Source organism: Arthrobacter sp. MOO21 (genome assembly GCF_057369995.2).
In genome coordinates this window covers 412,790-425,480 of record NZ_CM170671.2, presented here as the reverse complement: position 1 = coordinate 425,480, position 12,691 = coordinate 412,790, and the positions used below count along the sequence as shown (strand labels likewise).

Here is a 12,691-nt window from a genome sequence, read left to right as displayed (position 1 = left end):
CCGGGGACATAAAAAAGCGCCGTCCTCCAAGGGAGTCCGGCGCCTTTCGCTAATGAATCAGGGGTGCTGTTACACCCGGCGTCCGCTGCGGTTCGTGACTGCCCCGTAGATGAGCAGCACCACGATCGAGCCGAGGATGGCGAGCAACCAGGTCCTGAGATCGAAGAATTCGGCCAGGCCGCCGCCAAAGATCAGCGATCCGATCCAGCCGCCAAGAATGGCCCCTACAACGCCGAGGACCATGGTTACCACCCAGCCGCCACCCTGGCGGCCCGGCAGGATCGCCTTCGCGATAGCGCCAGCTATCAGGCCCAAAATGAGAAATCCGAGAATGCCCATGTTGTCACTCCTTGTCAGTAAGTTATGCCGGGTCCCCCAACTCCGGTTCCCTCATTCAATCAGCATGCTTACTTGCCTGCAAGGGTTTGAATATCACAGGATGACTGTCAGTTTGGCGGAAATGCAGGCGGCCTTTAAGCCGGTCAAATCGGCTGGCTAGTATTGGGTATTCACGAACGAAGACCAAGGAGCCCCGGCATGTCCAGCCATTCCCACCGCCCGCGGGCCATCTTCCTGGACGTCGACGGCACGTACGCGGACCACGGGTTGGCGCCGCAGGCGCACGTGGACGCCGTGCGCACCGCTCGCCGGCTTGGCCACCTTGTCTTCGTATGCACGGGCCGGCCGCTTTCCATGGTTCCGGACCACATCCTCGACGCGGGCTTTGACGGCACCATCACCGGCGCCGGTGCCCGGGTGGAGCTGGAAGGGGAGGTCCTCAAGGACACGCGCTTCAAGCCCGAACTGGCCCGGCTCATCGTGGACACGCTGGACGCGCACGACGCCGCCTACATCCTCGAGGCGCCTGAGGCCCTGCACGCCCGCTCCGGCATGGACCAGCGCCTCCGCCGGGTGCTCGCCCCCGTCTTCGCCGGCCGCGCCCGCCACGACGGCGTCCTCGTGACGGACGTCGATCCGGTGGAGGACATCCTGGGCCCGGTGCAGTACAGCGACGACGTGCGCGGGATGTCCTTCGCCAAGATTTCCTGCTTCGACTCGCCCGTGCCACTGCCCAGGCTGATGGGCGCCCTGGGGCCGGAGGTCGGGCTCATCCCGAGTTCGCTCTCCGCTCTCGGCGACGGCGCCGGCGAGATCTTCATGGCGGGTACGCACAAAGCAGTGGGCATCGCGGTGGTGGCTGCCCGCCTGGGACTGGACCGTGCGGACATCGTGGCCATCGGCGACAGCGCCAATGACATCGAGATGCTTGAATACGCCGGCATCGGCATCGCAGTGGAAGGCGGCCATCCCGACGTCCTCGCCGTCGCCGACAAGGTCACCGCAGGGCCGCCGGCAACGGCGTTGCCCTGGCGTTCGCCGAGCTGGGACTCCTGGACTAGGCGTACCCGGCCAGGTTCAGCCTACGGCCGCCGAAGCGGCAAAGGCACCTGCAGAGGTCCCAAGGCCGCGCACCACCCAGCCTTCCTCCCGCCACGCCGGCGCATCCAGTGCGTTGCGTGCGTCCAGCACCACCCGGCGCCGGACCAGCGAGCCGGCAACGGCCGGGCACAACCGGCGGTACTCGTCCCACTCGGTCAGGAGCAGGACCAACTCGGCCCCCTCAAGCGCGCGCGGCGTTGACGCTTCGAAGCGGAGGCGGGGGTAGCGCAGCCAGGCATGGTTCACTGCCTGGGGGTCGGTCACGGTGACGTGCGCGCCGGCGGCAGCGAGCCTGTCGGCGACATCCAGGGCGGGGGAGTCGCGGATGTCATCGGTGTCCGGCTTGAAGGAGGCGCCAAGGACGGTAATGGCGCGTCCGGCCAGGGTGCCGCCGCACAGCCCGCGCGCCAGGTGGACGGTGCGCTCGCGCTGGCCCATGTTCACCGAGTCCACCAGGCCCATCCAGTTCCGGATGGCGGGGATTCCGAGCGCCGCGGCCTGGGTGCGGAAGCTGCGGATGTCCTTGGGCAGGCAGCCGCCGCCAAAGCCCAGGCCGGCATGCAGGTACCGGCTGCCGATCCGGGGGTCCAGGCCCATCGCCTCGCTGAGTTCCGCCACGTCCGCGCCCGAGGCGTCGCACAGTTCGGCGACGGCATTGATGAAGCTGACCTTGGTGGCCAGGTATGCGTTCGCTGCCGACTTGATCAGTTCGGCAGTGGCGAAGTTGCAGACCAGCCGCGGTATCCCTGCCGCCAGGAGTGGTTCGTAGACGGCATCCAGGACAGCCGTCACGCCCTGCGGCGCCCCGGTGGCCTTATTGAAGGCGGCAGCACGGCCGCCGTCGACGCCGTACACCAGCCGGTCGGGCACCAGCGAGTCCTTCACCGCAGTGCCCTGCCGGAGGAACTCGGGGTTCCAGCCCAGCAGTACGTCCGGCCGTTCGGACATCAGGCGGCGGAGCAGTTCCACGGTGCCAACGGGCACCGTGGATTTGCCTACGACGACGGCGCCCGCGGCCAGGTGCGGCAGCAGGGCTTCCGTCGCGGAGACAAGGAAGGTGAGGTCGGCGGCATCGGACGTTTTGTCCTGGGGCGTCCCCACGCAGATGAAGTGCACCTTGGCGTCCGCGGCATCGGCGGCCTCCGTGGAGAACCGGAGCCTTCCGGTGGCCCTGCCGTGCCGCAGAAGTTCATCCAGACCGGGTTCGTGGAACGGTGCGCTTCCGGAGGCGAGCTGAGCCACTTTGTGGTGGTCGACGTCGATGCCCACCACTGTGTGCCCCATGGACGCCAGGGTGGCGGCGTGGACCGCGCCGAGGTAGCCGCAACCGATGACAGAAACTTTCATAGCCTTGCTCCCTTGACGTTGGTTGTGCCTGTGCGGACAGGGCCGCTGGCGATGACGTCCGTGTAATGGCGGACCAGTTCCCGGCAGAGCGCGGGCCAGGTCCGGTCCTGGACCGAGGCGTGGGCCGCGGCCCCGAACGCCCGGCGTTTGGCGTCATCGCCCATCAGGTCCTGTACGCGGGCACGCATGCCGGCCAGATCCCCGGGTTCGTAGAGCCATCCGGTCCGCGAATTTTCCACCAGGTCCAGCGGGCCGCCGCGGCCGGTGGCCACCACGGGTACGCCCGAGGCCATGGCTTCCTGGATGGTCTGGCAAAAGGTCTCGAACTCGCCCGGATGGACGAAGAGATCGAAGGACGCCACGGCGCGGGCCAGGTCCTCGCCGCCGAGGAACCCGGTGAAGGCCGCGTCCGGCAGGGCCTCTTCCAAGGCCGCCCGCTGGGGCCCATCGCCCACCACCACCAGCCTGGTATGCGGCAGCCCGGCCAGGGCAGCGAGGTCTTCCACCTGCTTCTCCACGGCAAGCCTGCCGACGTAGCCGATGATCCGCTCCCCGCCGGGGGCCACCGAAGCCCGCCAGCCGACGTCGCGCTTGTCCGGCGAAAACCGCACGGTGTCCACGCCGCGACGCCACATCCGGACCCGCGGGATTCCCCGGCCGCGCAACTGGTTCAGCGCGAACGTAGAGGGGGCCAGGGTGCGGCTGGCCAGCAGGTGGATGTTCTCCACGCGGCTCCAGGCCCAGTTCTCGAGGAAGGGCACGCCATACCTGGCGGCATAGCTGGGGACCTCGGTCTGGTAGATTGCCACGGCCGGGATACCCAGCTGGTGGGCGGCCTGCGCGGCGCGCCAGCCCAGAACGAACGGCGATGCGAGATGGACGACATCAGGTGCGTAGTCGGCAAGGATGCGCTTGACCCGGTACACACCGCCCATCGCCACCCGGACATTCGTGTATCCCGCCAGCGGAACCGCGGGAACCCTGTGGATCTCCGCGCCGTTGACGTAGGCCGGTGCTTCGCTGTCGTGGGCGGACGGGGCGATGACCAGGACGTCGTCGCCCCGGTCCTGGAGGTGGTCCAGCACCCGCAGGATGGAGTGCGTGACTCCGTTCATCAGCGGCAAGAATGATTCAGCAACAATCGCGATCCTCACCCTTCAACCGTGGGGGCCGTCCTTGAAATGGCGGGGGAGAAAGCGTTACCCGAAGGAAAAGGCCGGATGAACAACAGATCGGTGGGTTCAAAAAAAATACTAAGTAGGCTTGGCATCTGATGCTAAGCATGCTTACTGTAGAGGTGCAGTCAGCGCAGAGCCTCAAGCAGCCGGGGCGCAAGCCGGACACCAGAGGAACCCCCCGGGTACGTCCGCCGCTGGCAGACCCAGTGCAAAGACAGATCCAAGGAGAGTCATGCTCAACAGGAACAATCTTGAAGACCTGCTCAACCGCGGCGGCCATGTTGTCGGATCCGACGGCGCGAAGATCGGTTCGATCGGACAGCTGTACGCCGACGACGACACGGGCGAGCCCACGTGGGTCACCGTCAAGACGGGCCTCTTCGGCACCTCCGAGTCTTTTGTGCCCGTTGAGGGCGCACACCACCAGGGCGACGACCTCGTGGTTCCGTACACCAAGGAACACGTCAAGGATGCCCCCCGTGTAGACGCGGACGGGCACCTCACCCCCGAGGAAGAGGACCGCCTCTACACCTACTATGACCGCGGCGCCCGGACCTACACCGAAGCGCGTACCGGCACGGAGCGGGACGTCGACCTGCAGGGCGATGCCGACTTGAACGCCGGCACCCCGACGACCGGACTTACCGCCGGCCGGGACACTTACGACCGCGACGAGACCGCGCGCGGAACCGTCGGCCACGACACGTCGGGCCCGACCACCGATGACGCCATGACGCGTTCCGAGGAACGGCTGCACGTCGGCAAGGAACGGGAAACCACCGGCCGCGCACGGCTGCGGAAGTACGCCACCACTGAGAACGTCACCAAGACGATCCCCGTGGAACGTGAGGAAGTCCGCGTTGAGCGCGAGCCCATCACTGACGCGAACCGCGGCGCCGCCCTCGACGGACCGGCGATCAGCGAAGAGGAGCACGAGGTTGTCCTCCACGAGGAACGCCCGGTCGTCGAGAAGGAAGCCGTTCCGGTGGAGCGGGTCCGGCTGGACAAGGACGTGGTCCGCGACGACGTCACGGTGAACGAAGAAGTCCGCAAGGAGAACATTGACATGGATGGCGACACCCGCCGCTGATCCTGTCCCCGCAGGCTGAACCCCGCGCCTGGAGGCGCACCGCCACAGCGGCACCTTCAGGGCGTTAGACGGCGCCGGGAGTCCCACCGGGACTCCCGGCGCCGCTGTGTGCCATCATGGCGTGGCCTGCCGGCACAAAAATGCTGGTGCAGCCGCAACAACGGCGCCTGCACCAGCCAGTAGGACGAATATCTTCAGAACTTACGGTTCATCTCTCATTCGCGGCTCCTGTTTTCCCGGTTTACGGATTCCGGGCCCGTAGCTGGCGTGTCCGAAACCGGAAGCCAGCGAAAATCGCAGTACACCCTCGGCGGGGGTCGGTGGTGATATCAGATAACAATTTTACGGCCCGCCCCGGGAAAAAGCGCCGGGGCGGTGTGCACTGATTATGCGGCCGTCAGGTGCCTGTCGTTCGCAGGCGGGGGGCACGCCGCGTGACACCATGGAACACGATGAAACTGCGTGCTGATCAGACCGGAGACCGTGGCCTTCCCATGCCCCTGTGGCTGCAGGGCGCCCTCGAGACGGCGCAGGCTGCCATCATCTCCGCGCTGGTGGTGGTGGCGCCTATCGTGGCCGTCTGGGCCACTGCCGGATTCCAGAACGGCCAGTTCGAGGTCCTCGCCCGCCTGGCCGGGCAGTCCTGGCTCCTGGTCCACGGCGTTCCGCTGGAACTTGCCGGCGCCGGACCCGCGTCCGCTTCCCGTGGCACTTCGGACCTCCTGAACCTGATACCACTCGGCCTGACCCTGATCCCCTTCCTCCTGGCATGGCGTGCCGGCCGGCGGCTGGCGCGTGCCTCCTACACGGACCAGCTCTGGCAGGCGCTGCTGGGGTCGTGGGCGGTGTATGCCGCGTTCGGTGCCGCCACCGGCTTCGTGTGCCGGACGCCCGACGTCGTCATCAACCTTTGGTACGCCCTGCTGGTTCCGCTGATCCCGTACGGGTTGGGCATGGTGGTCGGAGCCCGGAGGGAAGCGGGGTCCTGGAGCCGGCTGATCGGAGTGGACGCAGTGGACTGGATCTCCCGCACCAGCCAGCACTCACGCTGGGCCGGCTCGTATTTCGCTTCCGCCGCGAAGGCAGGATTCGTGGCGGTGGCCGCCGCACTCACCCTGGCCGCCGTCCTGCTGGCAGTCGACCTGTTCATCCACTGGAACCTGGTGGTGGCGGTCTACGAAGCGCTCGACCCCGGCCCGGTAGGGGGTGCTGCCCTCACCATCGCGCAGCTGGGGTTCCTGCCGAACCTGGTGGTGTTTGCCCTGGCCTGGACCTCGGGCGCCGGATTTGCGATGGGGGCCGGGTCCCAGGCGGGACCCCTGGGCACGGCTGTGGGGCCGCTGCCTTCGGTCCCTGTGCTGGCAGCCATTCCCTCGGGGCCCCTGGATTACGCCTTCGTGGCACTGATCGTCCCCGTGCTGGCAGGAGCCGCTGCCGGCTGGTGGTTCCTCAGGGAAGGCGAAAACCACTTCGACGAATGGCTCGCCATCAAGGTCCGGGCGCGCTGGTTCACGGCGACGGTGTCCACGCTGGCGCTTGGAGTGCTGGTCGGCGCGGCGGCAGGGCTGCTGACGGTCTGCCTGGCCTGGGTGGCCAGGGGATCCGCCGGCATTGGCCGCCTGACCAACATTGGACCTGACCCGTTCTGGACGGCCCTGTGGGTGGCCGCGGAGGTGGGGGCCGGCGTCGTGATTGGCTACGCTGCGGGGCCGTGGCTGGAACGCGAGAAAATCGTTGCCGCGGAACAGGATGTGGAACTGGTCCGCTAGGACCAACGGCCGTGGCCGGGCTACCGCACCCTGGTGGGCAGCACATCCTGGAACTGCACCATGCAGGCGTGGGTGGCGCGGTCGGTCAGGGCGCGGGCCACGCAGGCCTGGTACTCGCGCACCTGGTCAAAGAACACCATGGTGCTGACGATCAGCAGCACCATGACAGCGGCGACCACCAGGCCCGAAATGGTGCCGAACAGCACCAGCCTGGATTCCCTCAGCCGGACCGCCCTGACCAGCAGGACCACGCCGAGGACAATCCCGGCAGCCGTGAGGAACGTGGTCAGCCACAGGTAGTTGACGTCAAGCTGGTAGACGAAGAACGCGCCGAGCACGGAGACAACGAACATCCGGAACAGGGTGTGGGTCTTGGCGAGGGAGGCCTTGGCCGCCTCGCTGGGCGACGGCCTGGCCTGCTGCTTCCCGCCCCGCCCCGGTGTGCTGTTCATGTTTTCCAGCGTACGCGAGCGTGCACCTAAGCTGGACCAATGCGAATCGTCGTCCTCGTCTCCGGAACCGGGTCCAACCTCCAGGCCGTCATCGACGCCGTCAAGGCGGGCCGGCTCGACGTCGAGATCGCGGCGGTGGGGGCAGACCGCGAAGGCACGTTCGGCGTCGAGCGCTCCGCCGCGGCGGGCATCCCCACGTTCGTGGTGGACTTCAAGGCCTATCCGGACCGGGCCGACTGGAACGCCGCGCTGACCGAAGCCGTGGCCGCGTACAAGCCAGACGTGGTGGTTTCCTCCGGCTTCATGCGGATCGTCAGCCCGGATTTCATCGACGCGTTCAACGGCCGGTACCTCAACACCCACCCCGCTCTGCTCCCGGCGTTCCCCGGAGCCCACGGCGTGCGGGACGCCATGGCCTACGGCGTGAAGGTGACCGGCTGCACCGTGCACTGGGCCGACGCCGGCGTGGACACCGGACCCATCATTGCCCAGGAGGCCGTGGCTATCGAGGAGTCGGACACCGAGGAGACGCTGCACGAGCGCATCAAGGTCGTCGAACGCAGGCTCCTGGTGTCTACCCTGGCCGCCCTCGCCGCCGACCCCTCGTTCTCCGCGTCCTGAAGCCGTCCTCGACACGCATTCTCATTCTCGAGGCGGGTATCCCTTTTCGCACCCCGGATTTCGTGCGCGAAAAGGAACCTGAGTGTCGACTATGAGCGGCCGCGTCGCCGAACGTCCTACTCGAGGCGGCGCTGGCGGGTTTCGGGGGAGAAGAACGCCATCCACAGGACGGCGGCCAGCACCAGCGCCCCTGCCAGCGCAAAGGACGTGGCCAGCCCCAGTTCGGGCCAGAAGTAGTTCGCGAAGATGAGCGGACCGAACCCGGCCCCCAGCCGCGAGAACGTCGACGCCCAGCCGAACCCGGTGCCGCGCAGCTCGGTGGGGTAGAGCTCTGAGACGTACGCGTAGAGCACCGGGATGGCCACCTGGACCACGAACCCGAACACCAGCAGCCAAAACACCGCGGCCGTGGGGATATCCACTACGATCGCCACGATGACCAGGGTCAGCGCGGACAGCGGGCCGGTGATGGCCAGAATCCATTTGCGGCCCACCCGCTCCACCAGCAGGGCTGCCACCACCACGCCCAGGAAGCCGACGGCCGCCATGGACGCAGTGGTCACGAACGCCTTGTATTCGGCGAACCCGGCCCCAATCAGGATCCGCGGCATCCAGGTCAGCGACAGGTAGTACACCAGGAGGATGCTGAAGAAGAGGGACCACGCAGCGGCGGTGATCTTCCAGTTGAACTGCCAGACGGAGCGGAGCTGCGTCCAGGCGCTGCCGGCCGAAAGCCGCGGCACATCCCTGGCATCGGGCAGGCTGTAGGCGCGCGCCTCTGCTCCGGTGGCGGCCACCAGTCCGTCGATGATCCGGGCCGCCTCCTCGCGGCGGCCCTTGCGGATCAGGAACAGCGGCGACTCAGGGACGCTGCGGCGGACCCAGAACACCAGCAGTGCCGGCAGCACCATGACCAGCATGGTCAGGCGCCAGTCACCGTACAGTGCCACCAGCCCGGCGGAGACGAACCCTGCCAGGGCGGCCCCGATGGGCCACCAGCCGTCCATCGCCGTCAGCACCTTGCCGCGCTGCTTCCGCGGAGTGAACTCACCCACCAGGGCATAGTCCACCGGGATGCACCCGCCCAGCCCGAAGCCGGCCAAGAACCGGAAGAGGCAGAACCACGCAAAGTCCGGAGCAAACGCACCGAGCACGGTGAACACGGAGAACAACAGCAGCGTGGCGGTGAATGCCTTCTTGCGACCGACCGTGTCAGCAATCGTGCCCCAAATGAAGGCGCCCAGCGCCATGCCGACCAGGTTGGCGGTGCCCACCCAGGCCGCGTCGCCGGCGGTCAGGGACCAGTGCTTGGACAGCAGCGGGATCAGGATGCCGTTCAGGGTCACGTCCCAGGCGTCGAACATGAAGCCCAGGCCCCCGATCAGGAAGATCCTGCCCTGGACTTTCCAACGCCAGGGCAGTTCCTGGACCACCTGTTCGCCGCTGGGCACAGTGGTGTAAGTATTCATCGCCGCCTCCTGGGAAAACTCTAGCCCGGCCCCGGGTGTTCATACTCGGGCGGACACACCTGCCGAAGCTGCGCTTCGCGATAAACTGGCCGTATCCCCACCAACCGCGGCACTGGTCCGCGAGATAAGACGGAGACATTTGTGAGCTTCACGCAGCATGAGCGCGTATCCATTGACCGTGTACCCATCCGCCGGGCCCTGATCTCGGTTTACGACAAGACCGGCCTGGAGGAGCTCGCCAAGGGCCTGCACGAGGCGGGCGTGAAGCTGGTGTCCACCGGCTCCACGGCCAAGAAGATCGCCGCCGCGGGCATCCCCGTCCAGGAGGTGGAGGAAGTGACCGGGTCGCCTGAGATGCTGGACGGCCGCGTCAAGACCCTGCACCCGCGCGTGCACGGCGGCATCCTGGCCGACCGCCGCGTCGCGGCGCACATGGAGACGCTCACGCAAATGGACATCGAGCCGTTCGACCTCGTCGTGGTGAACCTCTACCCGTTCGTGGAGACCGTCAAGTCCGGTGCCGCGCAGGACGACGTCGTCGAGCAGATCGACATCGGAGGCCCCGCCATGGTGCGCTCGGCAGCGAAGAACCACGCCGCCGTCGCCATCGTGGTGGATCCGTCCTTCTACGGCCAGGTGGTGGAGGCCGCAGCCGCCGGTGGCTTCGACCTCAAGACCCGCCGCCGCCTCGCGGCCAAGGCCTTCGCCCACACCGCGTCCTACGACAATGCGGTTGCCACCTGGACCGCCAGCCAGTTCCTTGACGAGGACGGCGACGGCGTCATCGACTGGCCCGCCTACGCCGGCCTGTCGCTGGAACGCTCAGAGGTCCTGCGCTACGGCGAGAACCCGCACCAGCAGGCCGCCCTCTACGTGGACAACGCCGCGCCCGTGGGCATCGCGCAGGCAGACCAGCTGCACGGCAAGGCCATGAGCTACAACAACTTCGTTGACGCCGACGCCGCCCTGCGCGCCGCCTTCGACTTCAGCGGGCCGGCCGTCGCGATCATCAAGCACGCCAACCCATGTGGCGTCGCAGTTGGCTCCGCCGGCGCCGCCGACCCCATCGCCGACGCACATGCCAAGGCCCACGCCTGCGACCCCGTCTCCGCATACGGCGGCGTCATCGCCGCCAACCGCACCGTCACCGCCGGCATGGCCGACACCGTCAAAGACATCTTCACCGAAGTGGTCATCGCGCCAGGCTTCGAGCCCGAAGCCGTGGAGATCCTGTCCAAGAAGAAGAACATCCGCCTCCTCGCCCTGCCCGAGGGCTACGGCCGCTACCCCACGGAGTTCCGCCAGGTCTCCGGCGGCATGCTGGTCCAGGTCACCGACAAGGTGGACGCGGAGGGCGACAACCCCGCCAACTGGACCCTCGCCGCCGGTGAAGCCGCGGATGAGAAGACCCTCGCGGACCTCGCCTTCGCCTGGACCGCCTGCCGGGCAGCCAAGTCGAACGCGATCCTCCTCGCCGAGAACGGCGCAGCGGTGGGTATCGGCATGGGCCAGGTCAACCGCCTGGATTCCTGCCGGCTGGCCGTGGAGCGGGCCAACACCCTGGGCGTGAAGGTGGAGTCCGACGTCGACGGTGCAGGCGGTGCCTCCAACGCCGACGCTGCCGGCGCACCGGAGCGTGCCCGAGGCGCCGTGGCGGCTTCGGACGCGTTCTTCCCGTTCGCTGACGGACTGCAGATCCTGATCGACGCCGGCGTCCGGGCAGTGGTGCAGCCCGGCGGATCCGTGCGTGACGACGAGGTAATCGCCGCCGCCAACGCGGCCGGCATCACCATGTACTTCACGGGAGCCCGCCACTTCTTCCACTGATCCCCATCAATCGATGGTGTTAACGACGACGGCGCCCGTCCCCTCGGTGAGGACGGGCGCCGTCGTCGTTTGTTCGTTGAGCCGTGGCCCGGTGCGTGCCTAGCGTTCCGGGCCGGGGGAGCCGGATTCTGGTTCTCCAGTGTCCGCGCCCCTCTGCTTGAGACGCGGACCCTCCTCCGGAAGCCGGAGCTCCCGGGGCTTGGCTTCCGCCATCCGTTCCTCTGTCCAGTACTCGAGGACCTCGTCGGGCGACTGGTTCAGGTCGACGTGGCTGACGTCGCCCTGGCTGGCCCCGCCGTGGCCCGGCGCTGGTTCTCTAGGCTGCTGCTGCACTGTTGTAGGTGGCCTGGATGACGGAGCCCCAGTACGGGCCGTACATCACTGCGGAGCGGTTGTAGCCGTAGCTGTTAATGGAGTTCTGCAGGCCGTCGGAGCTGGTGCCGATGAACCACGGGCCGCCGGAGGAGCCGCCGGTCATGTCGCAGGGAATGCCCTGGCTGCCGAACTGCGGGTTGTTGGGGTCGTCCGTTGCGGTTCCGGTGCAGCTCTTGAGCGTCTCGCCGTTGAACGGTGCTGCGGCGGGGTAGCCGTAGGACTTGTAGGTCAGCCCGCGGGCCTGGTTGAAGGCTACACCCGAGCCGCCGACCACGGACGTCAGGGTCTGGTTCTGCGTGTTGCGGTTCACCACGGCGAACCCGGTGTCGTAGGTCATGTCGCCGTTGGTGACCCACTGGGTGGGGGCGTACAGGGCACGTGCGGCCCATTTGCCGTAGGGGGCGTTGCCGTTCTCGTAGGCGGGCACGAAGACGAAGTTGGTTGCATAGGCGCCGGGGCCTTCGTTCACGCAGTGACCGGCCGTGGACACCGTGCTGCCGTTGGCTGAGGAGACGGCGTTGCCCGAGCAGACGTAGTTCGACCCGCCCAGGGTGAAGAAGACCTTGCCGATGTGGGAGACGGGGACTTCGCTCTGGGCGATGGTCTGCTTGCCCCTGGTGGCCTTGGTGGTGCTGGCCTTGCCCTTTTCCACGATGTCGGCGCTGGAGCGGTTGCCGCGTTCCAGGGCTTTCCCGGCCAGGACGTTTCCGGGGATGGCGCTCTGCATCCGCTCGGCGGTCCAGTAGTCGGCGGCACCTGCGGCCTCCACGGACGCCTTGGTGACCGAGGGATTCGCCTGGTCCCCGGACGGTGCCGGTGCAGCGGATGCTCCGGCTGCTGAGGTGAGTGCCAGCACGGCGGCTGCCGAGAAGGCCAAGAGGCCGGAGGCCAGAGACCTGGTGCGTGTCATTGTTGTCCTGTCTTAACGGGGTTGGGCCCGGGGTCGGGAGTGACGTAGCGAATTTATCGTCATATGACAAGTTTGTAAACAGTAGTGACGTCTCATGTAGGGGTTGCCCGGCCCTTTCCGTCCCCGGGGGACGGGAGATGCCGACGGCGCCACGCACCCAAGTGCGCCATCCCGCCGTCGTGCGTTCTCCATCGCTGTAATCCTGCTCTCAGC

General features: G+C 67.4%; 11 protein-coding genes and 1 pseudogene. 5 read left to right on the top strand and 7 right to left on the bottom strand.

Going from position 1 to position 12,691, the window contains the following annotated elements:
• Window positions 1–69: 69 nt before the first annotated feature.
• On the bottom strand, window positions 70–339 hold the full coding sequence (locus AC2JAJ_RS01860) for a GlsB/YeaQ/YmgE family stress response membrane protein (protein WP_221384215.1): 270 nt from the start codon (window positions 337–339) through the stop codon (window positions 70–72).
• Window positions 340–537: 198 nt separating this feature from the next.
• Here AC2JAJ_RS01860 and AC2JAJ_RS01855 point away from each other — a divergent pair.
• A pseudogene (locus AC2JAJ_RS01855) lies at window positions 538–1,284 on the top strand (HAD hydrolase family protein); the annotation flags it as partial.
• 132 nt (window positions 1,285–1,416) lie between these two features.
• Here the strand turns inward: AC2JAJ_RS01855 and AC2JAJ_RS01850 are convergent.
• Together AC2JAJ_RS01850 and AC2JAJ_RS01845 are read right to left on the bottom strand one after the other, a co-directional pair.
• On the bottom strand, window positions 1,417–2,787 hold the full coding sequence (locus AC2JAJ_RS01850; protein ID WP_486414504.1) for a UDP-glucose dehydrogenase family protein: 1,371 nt from the start codon (window positions 2,785–2,787) through the stop codon (window positions 1,417–1,419).
• The gene (locus AC2JAJ_RS01845) at window positions 2,784–3,941 is read right to left on the bottom strand and encodes a glycosyltransferase family 4 protein (protein ID WP_486414505.1); all 1,158 of its coding nucleotides are present in this window, start codon (window positions 3,939–3,941) and stop codon (window positions 2,784–2,786) included. The genes AC2JAJ_RS01850 and AC2JAJ_RS01845 overlap by 4 nt, the downstream gene beginning before the upstream one ends.
• A gap of 256 nt (window positions 3,942–4,197) precedes the next feature.
• On the opposite strand from AC2JAJ_RS01845, the gene AC2JAJ_RS01840 reads away from it, so the two are divergent.
• Together AC2JAJ_RS01840 and AC2JAJ_RS01835 are read left to right on the top strand one after the other, a co-directional pair.
• Window positions 4,198–5,055 carry a DUF2382 domain-containing protein gene (locus AC2JAJ_RS01840; RefSeq protein WP_486414506.1) on the top strand — a complete coding sequence of 286 codons (858 nt, stop codon included), beginning with the start codon at window positions 4,198–4,200 and terminating at the stop codon, window positions 5,053–5,055.
• A 452-nt stretch (window positions 5,056–5,507) separates the two neighbouring features.
• Complete coding sequence (locus AC2JAJ_RS01835) at window positions 5,508–6,824, top strand: cell division protein PerM (RefSeq protein ID WP_501053321.1); 1,317 nt, start codon at window positions 5,508–5,510, stop codon at window positions 6,822–6,824.
• Window positions 6,825–6,844: 20 nt separating this feature from the next.
• Here AC2JAJ_RS01835 and AC2JAJ_RS01830 read toward each other — a convergent pair whose 3' ends face one another.
• Entirely contained in the window at window positions 6,845–7,276 is a 432-nt protein-coding gene (locus AC2JAJ_RS01830) for a hypothetical protein (RefSeq protein WP_486414508.1), read from the bottom strand.
• A gap of 39 nt (window positions 7,277–7,315) precedes the next feature.
• On the opposite strand from AC2JAJ_RS01830, the gene purN reads away from it, so the two are divergent.
• On the top strand, window positions 7,316–7,897 hold the full coding sequence (gene purN, locus AC2JAJ_RS01825) for a phosphoribosylglycinamide formyltransferase (protein WP_486414509.1): 582 nt from the start codon (window positions 7,316–7,318) through the stop codon (window positions 7,895–7,897).
• Window positions 7,898–8,013: 116 nt separating this feature from the next.
• Here the strand turns inward: purN and AC2JAJ_RS01820 are convergent, their stop codons facing one another.
• On the bottom strand, window positions 8,014–9,366 hold the full coding sequence (locus tag AC2JAJ_RS01820; RefSeq protein ID WP_486414510.1) for an MFS transporter: 1,353 nt from the start codon (window positions 9,364–9,366) through the stop codon (window positions 8,014–8,016).
• Between the two features lie 141 nt (window positions 9,367–9,507).
• On the opposite strand from AC2JAJ_RS01820, the gene purH reads away from it, so the two are divergent.
• Complete coding sequence (gene purH / locus AC2JAJ_RS01815) at window positions 9,508–11,193, top strand: bifunctional phosphoribosylaminoimidazolecarboxamide formyltransferase/IMP cyclohydrolase (RefSeq protein WP_486414511.1); 1,686 nt, start codon at window positions 9,508–9,510, stop codon at window positions 11,191–11,193.
• Window positions 11,194–11,292: 99 nt separating this feature from the next.
• On the opposite strand, the gene AC2JAJ_RS01810 is transcribed toward purH, so the two are convergent.
• Entirely contained in the window at window positions 11,293–11,526 is a 234-nt protein-coding gene (locus AC2JAJ_RS01810; RefSeq protein ID WP_486414512.1) for a hypothetical protein, read from the bottom strand.
• Window positions 11,510–12,478 (bottom strand): trypsin-like serine peptidase, encoded by a 969-nt coding sequence (locus tag AC2JAJ_RS01805; RefSeq protein WP_486414513.1) that lies wholly within the window; start codon window positions 12,476–12,478, stop codon window positions 11,510–11,512. Before AC2JAJ_RS01805 ends, AC2JAJ_RS01810 begins: the two co-directional genes overlap by 17 nt.
• Window positions 12,479–12,691 lie beyond the last annotated feature (213 nt).

Coding starts and splice junctions, on each gene's coding strand:
- AC2JAJ_RS01835 (WP_501053321.1), top strand. CDS start 5,508: ATGAAACTGCGTGCTGATCAGACCGGAGACCGTGGCCTTCCCATGCCC.
- AC2JAJ_RS01820 (WP_486414510.1), bottom strand. CDS start 9,366: ATGAATACTTACACCACTGTGCCCAGCGGCGAACAGGTGGTCCAGGAA.
- AC2JAJ_RS01860 (WP_221384215.1), bottom strand. CDS start 339: ATGGGCATTCTCGGATTTCTCATTTTGGGCCTGATAGCTGGCGCTATC.
- AC2JAJ_RS01805 (WP_486414513.1), bottom strand. CDS start 12,478: ATGACACGCACCAGGTCTCTGGCCTCCGGCCTCTTGGCCTTCTCGGCA.
- purN (WP_486414509.1), top strand. CDS start 7,316: ATGCGAATCGTCGTCCTCGTCTCCGGAACCGGGTCCAACCTCCAGGCC.
- AC2JAJ_RS01840 (WP_486414506.1), top strand. CDS start 4,198: ATGCTCAACAGGAACAATCTTGAAGACCTGCTCAACCGCGGCGGCCAT.
- AC2JAJ_RS01850 (WP_486414504.1), bottom strand. CDS start 2,787: ATGAAAGTTTCTGTCATCGGTTGCGGCTACCTCGGCGCGGTCCACGCC.
- AC2JAJ_RS01830 (WP_486414508.1), bottom strand. CDS start 7,276: ATGAACAGCACACCGGGGCGGGGCGGGAAGCAGCAGGCCAGGCCGTCG.